General features: G+C 68.5%; 16 protein-coding genes and 1 pseudogene. 8 read left to right on the top strand and 9 right to left on the bottom strand.

Going from position 1 to position 14,023, the window contains the following annotated elements; genetic code table 11:
• Positions 1-13 precede the first annotated feature (13 nt).
• Positions 14-1,132, bottom strand: a complete 1,119-nt coding sequence (locus tag ABD374_RS16770) for a lipid II:glycine glycyltransferase FemX (RefSeq protein ID WP_344495957.1) — start codon at positions 1,130-1,132, stop codon at positions 14-16.
• A gap of 111 nt (positions 1,133-1,243) precedes the next feature.
• Complete coding sequence (locus tag ABD374_RS16775; RefSeq protein WP_344495959.1) at positions 1,244-1,558, bottom strand: hypothetical protein; 315 nt, start codon at positions 1,556-1,558, stop codon at positions 1,244-1,246.
• Positions 1,559-1,826: 268 nt separating this feature from the next.
• Here ABD374_RS16775 and rpsF point away from each other — a divergent pair, with 268 nt between their 5' ends.
• The 4 genes from rpsF to rplI all read left to right on the top strand — a co-directional run bounded on the left by rpsF (position 1,827) and on the right by rplI (position 3,525).
• Positions 1,827-2,117, top strand: a complete 291-nt coding sequence (gene rpsF, locus ABD374_RS16780; protein ID WP_006604399.1) for a 30S ribosomal protein S6 — start codon at positions 1,827-1,829, stop codon at positions 2,115-2,117.
• 75 nt (positions 2,118-2,192) lie between these two features.
• Positions 2,193-2,780, top strand: a complete 588-nt coding sequence (locus tag ABD374_RS16785) for a single-stranded DNA-binding protein (protein WP_344495960.1) — start codon at positions 2,193-2,195, stop codon at positions 2,778-2,780.
• Between the two features lie 43 nt (positions 2,781-2,823).
• The gene (rpsR, locus tag ABD374_RS16790) at positions 2,824-3,060 is read left to right on the top strand and encodes a 30S ribosomal protein S18 (RefSeq protein WP_003949403.1); all 237 of its coding nucleotides are present in this window, start codon (positions 2,824-2,826) and stop codon (positions 3,058-3,060) included.
• A gap of 18 nt (positions 3,061-3,078) precedes the next feature.
• On the top strand, positions 3,079-3,525 hold the full coding sequence (gene rplI / locus ABD374_RS16795) for a 50S ribosomal protein L9 (protein ID WP_344495961.1): 447 nt from the start codon (positions 3,079-3,081) through the stop codon (positions 3,523-3,525).
• 113 nt (positions 3,526-3,638) lie between these two features.
• On the opposite strand, the gene ABD374_RS16800 is transcribed toward rplI, so the two are convergent.
• Entirely contained in the window at positions 3,639-4,976 is a 1,338-nt protein-coding gene (locus ABD374_RS16800) for an MATE family efflux transporter (protein ID WP_344495963.1), read from the bottom strand.
• Positions 4,977-5,452: 476 nt separating this feature from the next.
• Here ABD374_RS16800 and dnaB point away from each other — a divergent pair, with 476 nt between their 5' ends.
• Entirely contained in the window at positions 5,453-6,910 is a 1,458-nt protein-coding gene (dnaB, locus tag ABD374_RS16805) for a replicative DNA helicase (RefSeq protein WP_344496136.1), read from the top strand.
• A gap of 408 nt (positions 6,911-7,318) precedes the next feature.
• Here the strand turns inward: dnaB and ABD374_RS16810 are convergent.
• Positions 7,319-7,405 (bottom strand): annotated as a pseudogene (locus ABD374_RS16810) (RidA family protein); the annotation flags it as partial.
• A 212-nt stretch (positions 7,406-7,617) separates the two neighbouring features.
• Between ABD374_RS16810 and ABD374_RS16815 the strand changes: the two are divergent.
• Entirely contained in the window at positions 7,618-8,994 is a 1,377-nt protein-coding gene (locus ABD374_RS16815; protein WP_344495965.1) for a serine hydrolase domain-containing protein, read from the top strand.
• Between the two features lie 118 nt (positions 8,995-9,112).
• On the opposite strand, the gene ABD374_RS16820 is transcribed toward ABD374_RS16815, so the two are convergent.
• Genes ABD374_RS16820 through ABD374_RS16835 form a run of 4 tightly spaced genes read right to left on the bottom strand, consistent with a single transcriptional unit; the run spans position 9,113 to position 11,201 of the window.
• Positions 9,113-9,613: a restriction endonuclease gene (locus ABD374_RS16820; protein ID WP_344495966.1), complete on the bottom strand. Its 501-nt coding sequence runs from the start codon at positions 9,611-9,613 to the stop codon at positions 9,113-9,115.
• Positions 9,576-10,217 carry a restriction endonuclease gene (locus ABD374_RS16825; RefSeq protein WP_344495968.1) on the bottom strand — a complete coding sequence of 214 codons (642 nt, stop codon included), beginning with the start codon at positions 10,215-10,217 and terminating at the stop codon, positions 9,576-9,578. Before ABD374_RS16825 ends, ABD374_RS16820 begins: the two co-directional genes overlap by 38 nt.
• A 53-nt stretch (positions 10,218-10,270) precedes the next feature.
• On the bottom strand, positions 10,271-10,723 hold the full coding sequence (locus ABD374_RS16830) for a GNAT family N-acetyltransferase (RefSeq protein ID WP_344495970.1): 453 nt from the start codon (positions 10,721-10,723) through the stop codon (positions 10,271-10,273).
• Positions 10,724-10,733: 10 nt separating this feature from the next.
• Positions 10,734-11,201: a MarR family winged helix-turn-helix transcriptional regulator gene (locus tag ABD374_RS16835; protein ID WP_344495971.1), complete on the bottom strand. Its 468-nt coding sequence runs from the start codon at positions 11,199-11,201 to the stop codon at positions 10,734-10,736.
• Positions 11,202-11,345: 144 nt separating this feature from the next.
• Between ABD374_RS16835 and ABD374_RS16840 the strand changes: the two genes are divergently transcribed.
• Positions 11,346-12,572: an MFS transporter gene (locus tag ABD374_RS16840; RefSeq protein ID WP_344495973.1), complete on the top strand. Its 1,227-nt coding sequence runs from the start codon at positions 11,346-11,348 to the stop codon at positions 12,570-12,572.
• A gap of 60 nt (positions 12,573-12,632) precedes the next feature.
• A complete protein-coding gene (locus ABD374_RS16845) occupies positions 12,633-13,100 on the top strand; it encodes a GlcG/HbpS family heme-binding protein (RefSeq protein ID WP_344495974.1) in 468 nt (155 codons plus the stop codon).
• Positions 13,101-13,149: 49 nt separating this feature from the next.
• Here ABD374_RS16845 and ABD374_RS16850 read toward each other — a convergent pair whose 3' ends face one another.
• Positions 13,150-14,004, bottom strand: coding sequence for a GNAT family N-acetyltransferase (locus tag ABD374_RS16850; protein WP_344495975.1), 855 nt, complete (start codon positions 14,002-14,004; stop codon positions 13,150-13,152).
• Positions 14,005-14,023: the final 19 nt, after the last annotated feature.

A 14,023-nucleotide genomic window follows, 5' to 3' on the forward strand; every position in this document is an offset into this window, starting at 1 on the left:
AGTCGAGCGGGGATCAGCGGCGCGACATGTAGATGTCGAGCGCCTTGTGCAGGAGCTTGTTGAGCGGGAAGTCCCACTCACCGAGGTACTCGGCGGCCTGCCCGCCCGTACCCACCTTGAACTGGATCAGGCCGAAGAGGTGATCCGTCTCGTCCAGCGAGTCACTGATGCCCCGCAGGTCGTAGACCGTCGCACCCATGGCGTACGCGTCGCGCAGCATCCGCCACTGCATCGCGTTCGAGGGCCGGACCTCACGCTTGTGGTTCGCCGACGCGCCGTAGGAGTACCAGACGTGACCACCGACGATGAGCATCGTCGCGGCCGCCACGTTCTCACCCTCGTGACGCGCGAAGTACAGCCGCATCCGGTTGGGGTCCTCGGAGTTGAGGGCCGTCCACATGCGCTCGAAGTACGAGAGGGGACGCGGCCGGAAGTGGTCGCGCTCCGCGGTGATCTCGTACAGCCGCTGCCACTCGGCCAGGTCTTCGTAGCCGCCCTGGACGACCTCGACGCCGGCCTTCTCGGCCTTCTTGATGTTGCGCCGCCACAGCTGGTTGAAGCCCTTGTGGACGTCCTCCAGCGAGCGGTTCGCCAGCGGCACCTGGAAGACGTAACGGGGCTGTACGTCACCGAAGCCGGCGCCCCCGTCCTCACCCTGCTGCCAGCCCATCTTCCGCAGCCGGTCCGCGACTTCGAAGGCGCGCGGCTCGATGTGCGTCGCCTCGATGTCGCGCAGGCGCTTCACGTCCGGGTCCTGGATGCCCGACTTGATCGCCGTCGCGTCCCAGCGCCGGATCACGACGGGCGGCCCCATCTTCACGGAGAACGCGCCCTGCTGCTTCAGGTGCGCCAGCATCGGCCGCATCCACTCGTCCAGGTTCGGCGCGAACCAGTTGATGACCGGGCCCTCGGGCAGGTACGCGAGGTAACGCTTGATCTTCGGCAACTGGCGGTAGAGCACCAGGCCCACGCCCACCAGCTGGTCGCTGCCGTCGAACCAGCCCAGGCTCTCCGAACGCCACTCCGCCTTCACATCGGCCCATGCCGGGACCTGCATGTGGCTCGCCGCGGGCAGGCTCTGGATGTACGCCAGATGCTGCTCTCGGCTGATGGTCCTCAGGGTCAGGCTCATGCGGGGCGCTCCTCGGCAGGTCTGTCCCCATGGGATCAGGGGCTCCGGCTCTCGCGCCGAAGCCTACTGCGCCAGGGGAGCGCCCCGACTGGCCCTCCGGCCGAGCCGGGCCTATCCGAGCACCCCGCCGAACAGTCCGCCGTGCGCCATACCGAGGTAGAAGCCGATCGCGGAGGCTCCCAGGCCGAGGATCAGCAGGGTCCGTTCACGTGTCGTGACCGAGACGAACTGGCCGTACGCACCCGTGAGGATCCCCACCAGCCCCGCCCACGAACTGAGCAGGTGCAGGCCGTGGAACATCGCCGAGACAAAGGCGATCGCGCCCAGCACCAGCGTCACCGCGAGCAGCGTGTCCTGGAGCGGATGGGACTTGCCGTCCGTCTCGAAGAGGGAGGACGGGGAGCGACGTCGCATTGCATGTGCCATAAGGCACCTCCTGCTCGAAGGCGGCGAACCGTGATGCCGCACACACCCGATGTGTACAGATTGTGGCCCTTCCCAGCCGGATTTCAACCGGAAGGCGGTGAGCAGGTAGTCTGTACGGTCTGCACCGGTGTCTGCCCACGCCAGGAAACAAGCCTCTTCCCTCGAAGAAGCCGGCTTGTCAGTGGCGGCCGATACCGTTGCTTACGCATCACGACCCTCCTGCCACGGAACGACCGTGGCCGCTGAGTCCAAAGGAGGTGGGTTCCACATGCGTCACTACGAAGTGATGGTCATCCTCGACCCCGATCTCGAGGAGCGCGCTGTCTCCCCGCTGATCGAGAACTTCCTCTCCGTCGTCCGTGAGGGCAACGGAAAGGTCGAGAAGGTCGACACCTGGGGCCGTCGTCGTCTGTCCTACGAGATCAAGAAGAAGCCCGAGGGCATCTACTCGGTCATCGACCTCCAGGCCGAGCCTGCGGTCGTCAAGGAGCTCGACCGACAGATGAACCTGAACGAGTCGGTCCTCCGGACCAAGGTCCTCCGCCCCGAAACCCACTGAGCTCAGTAGCTCAGCGGTAATCGGGTCCGAGTAGCAACAAGCAGCCAGCAGCAATCCCCGCCGAGAGGTTCACCCATGGCAGGCGAGACCGTCATCACGGTCGTCGGCAATCTCGTCGACGACCCCGAGCTGCGCTTCACCCCGTCCGGTGCGGCGGTCGCGAAGTTCCGTGTCGCGTCCACTCCCCGCATCTTCGACAAGCAGACCAATGAGTGGAAGGACGGCGAAGGCCTGTTCCTCACCTGCTCGGTCTGGCGTCAGGCGGCGGAGAACGTCGCGGAGTCGCTTACGCGAGGCATGCGCGTCGTCGTTCAGGGCCGGCTCAAGCAGCGGTCCTACGAAGACCGCGAGGGCGTCAAGCGCACGGTCTACGAGCTGGACGTCGAGGAAGTCGGCCCCAGCCTCAAGAACGCCACGGCCAAGGTCACCAAGACCACCGGCCGAGGCGGGCAGGGCGGATACGGCGGCGGCAGCCAGCAGCAGGGCGGTGGCAACTGGGGCGGAGCCCCCGGTGGCCAGCAGCAGGGCGGCGGCGCTCCCGCCGACGACCCCTGGGCCAGCGGTGCACCGGCCGGCGGCGGTCAGCAGCAGGGCGGCGGCAGCTGGGGCGGAAGCTCCGGCGGTTCCGCCGGCGGCGGCTACTCGGACGAGCCCCCCTTCTAGGGCGGGCCCGTACCCCACTTCTTGATCACACAGGAGAAACACCATGGCGAAGCCGCCTGTGCGCAAGCCTAAGAAGAAGGTCTGCGCGTTCTGCAAGGACAAGGTCACGTACGTGGACTACAAGGACACGAACATGCTGCGGAAGTTCATTTCCGACCGCGGCAAGATCCGTGCCCGCCGCGTGACCGGCAACTGCACGCAGCACCAGCGTGACGTCGCCACGGCAGTCAAGAACAGCCGTGAGATGGCGCTGCTGCCCTACACGTCCACCGCGCGATAAGGGAAGGGTGACCGAAAAATGAAGATCATCCTCACCCACGAGGTCACTGGCCTCGGCACTGCCGGCGACGTCGTTGACGTCAAGGACGGCTACGCTCGCAACTACCTGGTCCCGCGCGGTTTCGCGATCCGCTGGACCAAGGGTGGCGAGAAGGACGTGGCGCAGATCCGCCGCGCCCGCAAGATCCACGAGATCGCGACCATCGAGCAGGCCAACGAGATCAAGGCCAAGCTCGAAGGCGTGAAGGTGCGCATGCCCGTTCGCTCCGGCGACGCAGGCCGCCTCTTCGGCTCCGTCACCCCGGCCGACGTCGCTTCGGCGATCAAGGACGCCGGTGGCCCCGAGGTCGACAAGCGCCGCGTTGAGCTGGGCGCCCCGATCAAGACCCTTGGTTCGCACCAGGTCTCCGTGCGCCTGCACGCCGAGGTCGCCGCGAAGCTGGACGTCGAGGTCGTCGCCGCCTAAGCGCTGCGCATCGCAGAGCAGTCAGAAGGGCCGCACCCCACGGGGTGCGGCCCTTCCGCCGTTTCACGTGAAACGCAGCTCTCAGCGGGCAGCGGGCTCTCAGCACCCAGATCTCAGCGTGCGGCGCCCGTGACGACCCACCGGCCCGAGCGGGTGCGCAGCAGGAGCGTCACCATCCGGACCGCCATCATCAGCGTCATCGCCCACCACAGAGCGGTCAGCCCGCCGCCGACCACCGGGACCAGAAGAGCGATCGGCGTGAAGACCGCCAGCGTCACCAGCATGGCCCACGCCAGATACGGCCCGTCGCCCGCGCCCATCAGCACACCGTCCAGCACGAAGACGATGCCCGAGACCGGCTGGGACACGGCCACCACCAGCAGTGCGGGCAGGAGCACGTCCCGTACCACCGGATCCCCCGTGAACAGAGGGATGAACAGCGGCCGCGACACCGCGACCAGTACCCCGAGCACCACCCCGGAGACGATGCCCCACTGCACCATCCGCCGGCAGGCCTCCTGCGCACCCTTGGCGTCGTTGGCGCCCAGATAACGCCCGATGATCGCCTGGCCCGCGATGGCGATCGCATCGAGGGCGAAGGCCAGCAGGCTCCACAGGGCCAGGATGATCTGGTGGGCCGCGACCTCCCCGTCACCGAGCCGGGCGGCCACCGCGGTGGCGATCATCAGGACGGCGCGCAGCGAGAGCGTACGGACCAGCAAGGGTGCGCCGGCCTGTGCGCAGGCCCGTATGCCGGCGGCGTCGGGGCGCAGGGACGCACCGTGGGCTCTCGCGCCCCGTACCACCACCGTGAGGTAGGCGGCGGCCATCCCGCACTGGGCGATCACGGTGCCCCACGCGGAACCGGCGATGCCGAGCCCGGCACCGTACACCAGACCCACATTGAGGGCCGCGTTGGCGGCGAAGCCGCCGATGGCGACGTAGAGCGGGGTCCTGGTGTCCTGGAGACCGCGCAGGACGCCTGTGGCCGCAAGTACGACCAGCATCGCGGGGATGCCGAGGCTGGAGATCCGCAGATAGGTGATGGCGTACGGCGCCGCCGTGTCGGAGGCGCCGAAGACACCGACGAGCCAGGGGGCGGAAGGCAGGACGACCGCGATCACTGCGGCACCGAGGAGCAGTGCGAGCCAGATGCCGTCCATGCCCTGACGGATGGCGGACGCGAGGTCGCCCGCCCCGACCCGGCGGGCGACCGCGGCGGTGGTGGCGTAGGCGAGGAAGACGAAGACACTCACGGCGGTCATCAGGAGCGTGGCGGCGATGCCGAGGCCGGCGAGCTGCGGGGTGCCGAGGTGGCCGATGACGGCGCTGTCGACCATCACGAAGAGGGGCTCGGCGACCAGGGCGCCGAAGGCCGGGAGGGCGAGTGCGATGATCTCGCGGTCGTGTCGGCGCCGGCTGGTCTTCGCCGCCGTGGATGCCTGAGTCATGGGTTCAATCTAATCTTCCACAGGTAAGAGATGCAATGGCACTTCGATCCTTACGGGATGCCGCTTTTCGGCTCCGGGTGTGTGCCGTTTGTTCTGATCTTGAACCGGGCGGCGAAGTTTTTCTTCCCCACAGCCGGTGGATGGAGAAAGGCCAGGTCAGGGCGGTGGAGGCGGGGGTGTTATGAGTTTGTCCACAGTGCTGTCCCCCGGTCCGTGCACAGGTTCTGGTGAGTTCTCCACAGCAACTGGTCTTTCTTCCACAGGACCTGTGGATAACCAGATTGGCTGAGGCTGCCCGCGGGCCTACCGTGGTGCGGCGCCCGCCTTCTGTTCCGGCCCTGGAAGCGCGTCGAACGTGATGCGCCGGAACCGGAGTCGGGCATCTTATTTGTCAGAGCCGTGCCGTAAGAAAGAGTGGCACAGCGAGGTCCGCGAAGCGGACGGGAGGAGGTGGCCCGGTGAGCATTTCCGAGCCGTTGGACGACCCCTGGGCCGACAGCGGTCCCGGTGACCGTCTGCCTCCCCGTCGGCGCCGTGGCGAAGGCCGGGGCCGCGACGAGCAGCACGACCGCGGCGGTGAGGGCGGCGGCTGGGAGGGAGGCTCCCCCGCTTTCGAGCGGGTTCCCCCACAGGACCTCGATGCGGAGCAGTCCGTTCTCGGCGGCATGCTGCTCTCGAAGGACGCCATCGCCGACGTGGTGGAGATCCTCAAGGGCAATGACTTCTACCGCCCGGCCCACGAGACTGTCTACACGGCGATTCTCGACCTCTACGCCAAGGGCGAGCCGGCCGACCCCATCACGGTGGGCGCCGAGCTGACCAGGCGCGGCGAGATCACCAAGGTGGGTGGCGCCTCGTATCTCCACACCCTGGTGCAGACGGTGCCGACCGCGGCCAACGCGGAGTACTACGCCGAGATCGTCCATGAGCGGGCGGTGCTGCGCCGGCTGGTCGAGGCGGGCACGAAGATCACGCAGATGGGATACGCCGCCGACGGCGATGTCGACGACATCGTCAACTCCGCCCAGGCCGAGATCTACGCCGTCACCGAGCAGCGCACGAGCGAGGACTACCTGCCGCTCGGCGACATCATGGAGGGCGCGCTCGACGAGATCGAGGCGATCGGGTCCCGCACCGGCGAGATGACCGGTGTGCCGACCGGTTTCACGGACTTCGACTCGCTGACCAACGGTCTGCACCCGGGGCAGATGATCGTCATCGCGGCCCGCCCCGCCATGGGCAAGTCGACGCTGGCGCTGGACTTCGCACGGGCCTGTTCGATCAAGAACAACCTGCCCAGCGTGATCTTCTCCCTCGAAATGGGACGCAACGAAATCGCGATGCGTCTGCTGTCGGCCGAGGCCCGGGTGGCGCTCCACCACATGCGTTCGGGCACGCTGACGGACGAGGACTGGACGCGGCTGGCACGGCGTATGCCGGACGTCTCACAGGCGCCGCTCTACATCGACGATTCGCCGAACCTGTCGATGATGGAGATCCGGGCCAAGTGCCGGCGGCTGAAGCAGCGCAATGATCTGAAGCTGGTGATCATCGACTATCTGCAGCTGATGCAGTCCGGTGGTTCGAAGCGGGCGGAGAGCCGTCAGCAGGAGGTCTCGGACATGTCCCGAAACCTCAAGCTGCTGGCGAAGGAGCTGGAGCTCCCGGTGATCGCGCTGTCGCAGCTGAACCGTGGTCCCGAACAGCGGACCGACAAGAAGCCGATGGTCTCCGACCTGCGTGAATCAGGTTCCATCGAGCAGGATGCCGACATGGTCATCCTGTTGCACCGTGAGGACGCGTACGAGAAGGAGTCGCCGCGCGCCGGTGAGGCGGATCTGATGGTGGCCAAGCACCGTAACGGTCCGACGGCGACGATCACGGTGGCGTTCCAGGGCCATTACTCGCGCTTCGTGGACATGGCGCAGACGTGATGTCCTGATGCAGGGGGCCGATTCAGTTCAGCAGTCGAGTCCGTATCCCAGCAGTGCGTCAGCAGCGTCGGGCAGTTCAGCTGTGGGTGATCGTCCTCGGTGTACCGGAGCCGGCGCAGCTCGGTGGTCGGGGCCGTTCGAGTCGGTGCCCGTAGGCGATCCGGACATGGGCGGAGGCCGCCTGCGGCCGGAGTGAGTTCGCCCAGGCGTACTCGGGTCCACGGACATCGCGGCGCTGACGTACGTCGGGCAGCAGGCGGGCGTCTGCGTGTCGGAGTCGTTGCGGGAAGGATGCGCCGTCGAGCCCATGGACACCGATCGCCACCATTCTGAGCACCGGAAGTCACCCGTCTGCCTGCTGCTCGTGCCGTTTCGACCGGCGCGAGCAGCAGGGGTGGAGAGGGCGCATTACGCGACGGCGGTTCCCTCGAGCTCGACCATCTGGCCGGGGATCGCCAGTCGTGTCACCCCGAGCATCGTGGTGGTCGGCGCCACCCCGCGTCGCGGGCCGGTGGTGAAGGGGCGTTACCTGCGGATCCGGCCCTGGTACGAGGCGGATGCCCAGGGTGCTCCGGGGAAGCGGGAGGCGTAGCAGGCGTGCTGCCGGGCGTGAGGGAGCCCGCCCTGCGACAGCGAAAGGGAGAGCCCGCAGCTGGACCTTTTGAAAAGAAGTCGACGGGGTGAGGCCGGGCCGGTAGCTCTTGACCATGACTTCCCCGCTCGAAGAGCTGCTCCCCTGTACACAACGTGCCCTTCTGCACCGCATCGCCACCGCACAGGCCGAAGGCAGGGCGCCCTCGTTCGTCGCTGCGGTGACCCGTGACGGGCAGACCGTCTGGACGGGCTCTCGTACCTCGGTCGACGGGCACGGGCCGGATGCCGGTACGCAGTACCGGATCGGTTCGATCACCAAGACGTTCACCGCCGTGCTGGTGATGCGGCTGCGTGACGAAGGCCTGCTCGACCTCGGTGACCCCCTGGAGGAGCACCTTCCGGGTACGGGGGTGGGGGAGGTGACCGTCGCCCAACTGCTCAGTCATACCGCCGGGTTGGCTGCGGAGACTCCTGGGCCGTGGTGGGAGCGGACCCCGGGTGCCCTGCGTCCCGGGCTCGGTGATGTGCTGGGTGAGCAGCCGCGTATGCATCCCGTGGGGCGTGTTCACCATTACTCCAACCCCGGCTACACGTTGCTCGGCCGGCTCGTCGAGGCCGTACGGGGGGATTCCTGGGCGGATGTGCTGCGGCGCGAGGTCCTGGAACCGCTGGGCATGCGCCGTACGAGTGTGCGGCCCGAGGCTCCGCACGCCGGTGGCTGGGCCGTGCATCCGTGGGCGGATGTGATGCTGCCCGAACCGGCCGTGGACCTCGGGGTGATGGCTCCGGCCGGTCAGCTCTGGTCGACGACCGCCGACCTCTGCCGCTTCGCCGTGTTCCTCGCGGCGGGTGACGAGAAGGTGCTGAGTGCCGAGTCCGTACGGGAGATGCGCACGCCCGCCGCTCCGGCGGGTCCTGGAGAGACGGCCGGTGGTTACGGACTGGGGATGCAGATCGTCCACAGCGGTGGGCGGACGCTGGTGGGGCACACGGGTTCGCTGCCGGGCTTTGTCGCGGGCCTGTGGGTGAGTGTGGAGGACGGGGTGGCCGCGGTCGCGCTCACCAACGCCACGTCGGGGGCGTCCGCGCCGGCGGTGGCGGCCGATCTGGTCCGTATCGTCGTCGAGGCCGAGCCGCGCATCCCGCAACCCTGGCGGCCGTCGGCCGAAGTCGACCAGGAACTGCTGGCGCTGACGGGCCCATGGTTCTGGGGTACGTCGTCGTACGCCCTCTCGCTCGGTGCCGGCCGCGCCCTGGAGCTTCAGCCGTTGCGGGGCAACGGCCGGGGGTCGCGCTTCGCGGCCCGGCCGGACGGGACCTGGGCCGGTCTCGACGGTTACTACCTGGGGGAGACGCTCCGGGTGGTACGGCGGGAGGACGGCTCGGTGAGCCATCTCGATCTGGGGTCGTTCGTCTTCACACGTGAGCCGTACGAGCCGGGGGATGCGGTTCCCGGAGGTGTGGACGAAGGCGGCTGGCGCGCTCTGTGAGGTTTCACGTGGAACCGTGCATGGGGAGGGGATGCCGGTAGAGTGCGGGCGGGCCCGAAGTCGCAAGCTCGAATTGCGACTTCGGGCCCCTCTGTGGCCCGACTCCGGCAGAGGCGCTTCAAGCGTTGCTGTGGAGGACTTGCAGGGCGGCTCCGTTGTTCCATGCTTCCAGCAGGCCGCGGTGGACTGCGGTCACATCGTGGCGGATGGCCAGCAGCAGTGCGTCCCGGGTGAACGGGCAGGTGGCGACGAGCAGGGCGATGTCGGCGTTGTAGTCGAGCTTGGCCATGCCGATGAACTGCTGGACGTCGCCGCTGGTGATGGTCGCCGCCGGGGTCCGGGACGTGCGCTGGACGACGATGCGCCGGCCGTCGGGGGTGTAGGCGCCGGTGTCGCCGTGGCCTCCGGTGACCGTGACGCGGTCGCAGCCGTCGCGTCGGCAGAGCCAGGCGATGTGCTGCTCGAACTGGCGGGGGTTCATGGCGTCGAGCGCGCCCATCGAACCCGCTGCCTCACGTTCACGCAGTACGCGCCGGAGGTGGGTCACTTCGTCCTCGAGGGCCTGGATGCGGCCCCGGTGTTCACCGTCGTTCTGGACCGCGGCGTTGAGAAGCGGCATGACGGGGCAGCCGATTGTGGTGCGGCAGACCTCCTCCGCGGTGTCGGCGACCTTTCCGTCGGTGTGTGGCCAGGCGCTGGTCGAGGACTTCGGTGATGTGCTCGTCGAGCAGTGAGGCAAGCCTGTGGGCAAAGTTGCCCACAGGTTCCGAGGGCTGGATTTCTTCGATGTCGAGCAGGTGAGTACGCACCTGACGTGCGACGATGCTGTCGCGCAACAGCATGGCGACGTTGAGCACGGTCCTTCTCGTGAACAGCGCGACCTTGCTGGTGAAGCGGTCCACGGAGGCTCCTGCCTTGAAGGCAGTAACCTCCTCGCTGGTCGCAAGGCGGTAACCGTTCGACTCACGTTCCTCACGGTGATCGCTCACCATGCTGGTAATGGCTGTCTCGAGCACCTCGAAGTAGTGGGCGACCATCTGGGTCGTCACATGTGTACCGTCCGGGAGCAGGAAGAGCGCCTTGACTTTGTCGAGCGCTTCCGTGCGCTCGGCGACGCTGTCACGCAGCGTCCTGGATTCCAGCAGAGTGACTTCGTCGACCGGCTGGCTCGTCTCCTCCTGTGGCCTCGGGGCCCGTTCGAGTGGGGGGCGGGGTCCGGACATACGGCCGCCCCTCTTGCCGGGGCAACGAGCCAAATCGGATGAAGGAACGGTTTTCAGATACTCATCTTGAATCCGATGTGGGAGGCCTCGAAGCCGAGCCGTTCGTAGAAGCGGTGGGCGTCGGTGCGGGTGGCGTCGGAGGTGAGCTGGACCAACTGGCAGTTCTGGCGGCGGGATTCGTCGATCGCCCACTCGATCAGCTGTGTTCCGAGGCCGCTGCCGCGCTCGTCGGTGTGGACGCGTACGCCTTCGACGAGCGAGCGGGTGGAGCCGCGTCGGGACAGCCCGGGGATGACGGTGAGCTGCAGTGTGCCGACGACCCGGCCTTCGCGTACGGCGACGACCACGTGCTGGTTCGGGTCGTCGGCGAGCCGGGTGAGGGCGGCGGTGTACGGGGTGAGGTCGTCGGGGGACTCGCGCCGGGCGCCCAGCGGGTCGTCGGCGAGCATGGCCACGATCGACGGGAGGTCGGCGGGGGCTGCGGGGCGTATCTCAAGATCGCTCATGGAGCGCAGATTACTCAGTGGGCGCGGGGAGGCGCAGTTCTTCGACGGCCTTGACCAGGGGGGCCAGCTCGGAGTTTTTCGCGGCCTCGTCGAGGGCCTCGCGCAGTGCGGCGTCGTTGGTGGGCCGGGCCTCGGCGAGCAGGGCCTGGCCGGCTTCGGTGACGTCGGTGTAGATGCCGCGCCGGTCGGTGTCGCAGAGATAGCGGGTCAGCAGGCCGCGGTTTTCCAGGCGGGAGACCAGGCGGGTGGTGGCGCTCTGGCTCAGTACGACGGCGTCGGCGACCTGCTGCATCCGCAGGTGTCCGCCGGGGCCGTTGTGCTGGCGGCTGAGGACGTCGAGGAGTGAGTATTCGCGCACGCTCAGGTCGTGGCCGCTCTGGAGGGCCTTCTCGATGTGGGTGTCGATCCTGCTGTGCAGCAGGGAGAGGGCGCACCAGCCTTGGGAGAGCGCGGTCAGGGCGGGGTCTGTCGCTGTCATGGATCTCTCCTTGTCCGGAGCGGCTTGAGCCCAGGAGCCAGGATAGACGACAACCGCAATAGCCCGCGCTTGCAATTAGTCTGCGTCTGCAATTATTGTTTGCGCCCGTAAGGTGCATGCGCAATCTATTCGGAAGGTCTGGCCATGCCACTCGCACTCCTCGCCCTCGCCATCGGGGCGTTCGGGATCGGCACCACAGAGTTCGTGATCATGGGCCTGCTGCCCGAGGTCGCCACCGACTTCGGTGTCTCGATCCCCACCGCCGGCTACCTGGTCAGTGGCTACGCCCTCGGTGTCGTACTGGGCGCTCCGCTGATGTCGGTCCTCGGTACCCGGATCTCCCGCAAGCGCATGCTGATGCTGCTGATGGGACTGTTCGTCGCGGGCAACCTGCTCTCGGCGCTCGCTCCCTCGTTCGGTGCGATGCTCACCGGCCGGGTGGTCGCGTCCCTCGCGCACGGCGCGTTCTTCGGCATCGGGTCGATCGTCGCGGCCGACCTGGTCGCCCCGGAGAAGAAGGCCGGCGCCATCGCCATGATGTTCACCGGCCTCACCGTCGCCAACGTCGTGGGCGTCCCGCTCGGTACGTTCATCGGGCAGAGCCACGGCTGGCGGCTCACCTTCGCCGCGGTGGCGGCGCTCGGGGTGCTCGGGCTCGCGGGCGTCGCCCGGCTCGTACCGGAGACGCCGAAGCCCGAGGGCGTACGGCTGCGCCACGAGCTGGCCGCCTTCCGCAACGTGCAGGTGCTGCTCGCCATGGCGATGACCGTGCTCGGCTTCGGCGGCGTCTTCGCCGCGGTCACCTACCTCGCACCGATGATGACCGGCGTCGCCGGCTACTCCGCCGGGTCCGTCACCTGGCTGCTGGTCCTCTTCGGACTCGGCATGGTCGGCGGCAACCTGATCGGCGGCAAGTTCGCGGATCGTGCGCTGATGCCGCTGCTGTACGTGTCCCTGGGCGCCCTCGCCGTGGCCCTGGCCCTCTTCACGGTCACCGCGCACCACCGGATCGCGGCGGCGGTCACGATCGTGCTGATCGGCGCACTGGGCTTCGCGACCGTTCCGCCGCTCCAGAAGCGCGTACTGGACCAGGCCGCGGGCGCTCCCACTCTCGCCTCCGCCGTCAACATCGGCGCGTTCAACCTCGGCAATGCGCTCGCCGCCTGGCTCGGTGGCCTCGTCATCGCGGCGGGTCTCGGCTACACCGCGCCCAACTGGGTCGGTGCGGGGCTCGCCGCCTCGGCCCTCGGTCTCGCGTTCCTGTCCGGCGCCCTGGAGCGCCGCACGGATGCCCGCAGCCGGATCGTCGCGGGATCAGCCCCCGGGCCGGCCGTCACCACCGCCCCCACCACCGCTGACGTCCTTCGCTGAACCAGTCGGCCGGACCAGCCACCGGCCGGTCCCACCCCCTGAACAACCAAGGAGTCCCCCATGGGCACCACGACCGCCGCGACCCTTACGACCGCCACCGCCACCGCCACCGCCACCGCCATCGTCCCGCTGACCGTCCAGGACGCCGAAGTACTCGTCGATGCGGCCCGGCGGGCGGCAGAAGAGGCCGGGGTGACGGTCGCTGTCACCGTTCTCGACGCGGGCGGTCACCTGCTGGCCTTCCGGCGCGACGACCGGGCCGTACTGATCGCCGGTGAGACCAGCACGCGCAAGGCGTACACCGCGCTCCAGCTGAACGCCCCGACCGCCGAGCTGGTCGACGCGGTCCAGCCGGGTGGGCTCTTCCACACCTTGCCGACCGCGCTGGAGCGCCCCCTCCTGTTCATCGCCGGAGGGGTGCCGGTCCACCGTGGCGGCCGCCTGATCGGCGCGGTCGGCGTGGGCGGCGGAGCGCCCGACCAGGACCACGGCTTCGCGACCGCCGCTGTCGCAGCCCTCGGCCGGTAGCCGAGCCGGTGCCCGGTGGCCGGTGAGCGGGCCGGGCACGGACCCGCCGTCAGCCCGCCGCGAGTGTCAGGGGGGCGAAGCGGCGGGTCCAGTCGCCGGGGAGGGAGGGGATCTTGCAGGTCATCACGTCGTTGAAGGCGACCGGCTCCAGGCCGCAGGCCTTCACCCAGGCCAGCAGTTCCTCGTGGCGTACGTCGATGTCGGTGCGCAGGGGGCGGTCCGTGCCGGCGGCCAGGGAGGCGATCAGTGCCTTGGCGGTCTGCGTGTCCCTGGCGATCAGCGGACCCACGACATGGGTGTGCGTGTCGGGCCAGGCGGCGGCGTACCCGGTGATGCCGTTCTTGTCCTCGGCGACCCGGATCTGGTCGGCGAAGGCGGGCAGCCGTGTGAGCACAAGGGTGCGGTCCAGGCCGAAGACCTCGGTGTCCAGGCGCAGGATCGCAGGCAGGTCGTCGGCGGTGGCGGGGCGGGTCGGTACTTCGGCCGGGGGGCCGGCCGGACGGAAGTGGCCGCGCACCATTTCGGCCCTGCCGGTCACGGTGAAGCCGAGCTCCTCGTAGAGCGGGCGGCCGTCGGGGGTGGCGTGCAGGGTGAGGGGGATGTCTCCGGCTTCCGCGACGAGGTGGCGCATCATGCGGCGGCCGACGCCCTGGCGTGAATGACGTTTCGCGACGAGCATCATGCCGATCGCGGCGAGTTCAGGGCCGTACGAGGTGAGGACGCTCGCGGCGGCGAGACCTTTTCCTTCCGGTGCGTCGATGCCGTAACCGGTGCCGGAAGCGAGCAGCAGGCCCCATTTGTGCTCCTCGCGTGGCCATCCCCGGTCTTCCGAGAGGTCGGCGCAGGCGGTGAGATCGCGCAGGGTCAGGCGTCGGACAGGCAGATCGGCGAGGGAAGTCGGCATTGGATCAGGCTGGCTGACG

It is taken from the genome of Streptomyces enissocaesilis (assembly GCF_039533765.1).
GTDB classification, from domain to species: domain Bacteria; phylum Actinomycetota; class Actinomycetes; order Streptomycetales; family Streptomycetaceae; genus Streptomyces; species Streptomyces enissocaesilis.

What these genes read in the sequence shown, in the direction of transcription:
- ABD374_RS16770 (WP_344495957.1), bottom strand. Translation starts at nt 1,132, where the DNA reads ATGAGCCTGACCCTGAGGACCATCAGCCGAGAGCAGCATCTGGCGTAC.
- ABD374_RS16775 (WP_344495959.1), bottom strand. Translation starts at nt 1,558, where the DNA reads ATGGCACATGCAATGCGACGTCGCTCCCCGTCCTCCCTCTTCGAGACG.
- rpsF (WP_006604399.1), top strand. Translation starts at nt 1,827, where the DNA reads ATGCGTCACTACGAAGTGATGGTCATCCTCGACCCCGATCTCGAGGAG.
- ABD374_RS16785 (WP_344495960.1), top strand. Translation starts at nt 2,193, where the DNA reads ATGGCAGGCGAGACCGTCATCACGGTCGTCGGCAATCTCGTCGACGAC.
- rpsR (WP_003949403.1), top strand. Translation starts at nt 2,824, where the DNA reads ATGGCGAAGCCGCCTGTGCGCAAGCCTAAGAAGAAGGTCTGCGCGTTC.
- rplI (WP_344495961.1), top strand. Translation starts at nt 3,079, where the DNA reads ATGAAGATCATCCTCACCCACGAGGTCACTGGCCTCGGCACTGCCGGC.
- ABD374_RS16800 (WP_344495963.1), bottom strand. Translation starts at nt 4,976, where the DNA reads ATGACTCAGGCATCCACGGCGGCGAAGACCAGCCGGCGCCGACACGAC.
- ABD374_RS16815 (WP_344495965.1), top strand. Translation starts at nt 7,618, where the DNA reads ATGACTTCCCCGCTCGAAGAGCTGCTCCCCTGTACACAACGTGCCCTT.
- ABD374_RS16820 (WP_344495966.1), bottom strand. Translation starts at nt 9,613, where the DNA reads ATGCCGCTTCTCAACGCCGCGGTCCAGAACGACGGTGAACACCGGGGC.
- ABD374_RS16825 (WP_344495968.1), bottom strand. Translation starts at nt 10,217, where the DNA reads ATGTCCGGACCCCGCCCCCCACTCGAACGGGCCCCGAGGCCACAGGAG.
- ABD374_RS16830 (WP_344495970.1), bottom strand. Translation starts at nt 10,723, where the DNA reads ATGAGCGATCTTGAGATACGCCCCGCAGCCCCCGCCGACCTCCCGTCG.
- ABD374_RS16835 (WP_344495971.1), bottom strand. Translation starts at nt 11,201, where the DNA reads ATGACAGCGACAGACCCCGCCCTGACCGCGCTCTCCCAAGGCTGGTGC.
- ABD374_RS16840 (WP_344495973.1), top strand. Translation starts at nt 11,346, where the DNA reads ATGCCACTCGCACTCCTCGCCCTCGCCATCGGGGCGTTCGGGATCGGC.
- ABD374_RS16845 (WP_344495974.1), top strand. Translation starts at nt 12,633, where the DNA reads ATGGGCACCACGACCGCCGCGACCCTTACGACCGCCACCGCCACCGCC.
- ABD374_RS16850 (WP_344495975.1), bottom strand. Translation starts at nt 14,004, where the DNA reads ATGCCGACTTCCCTCGCCGATCTGCCTGTCCGACGCCTGACCCTGCGC.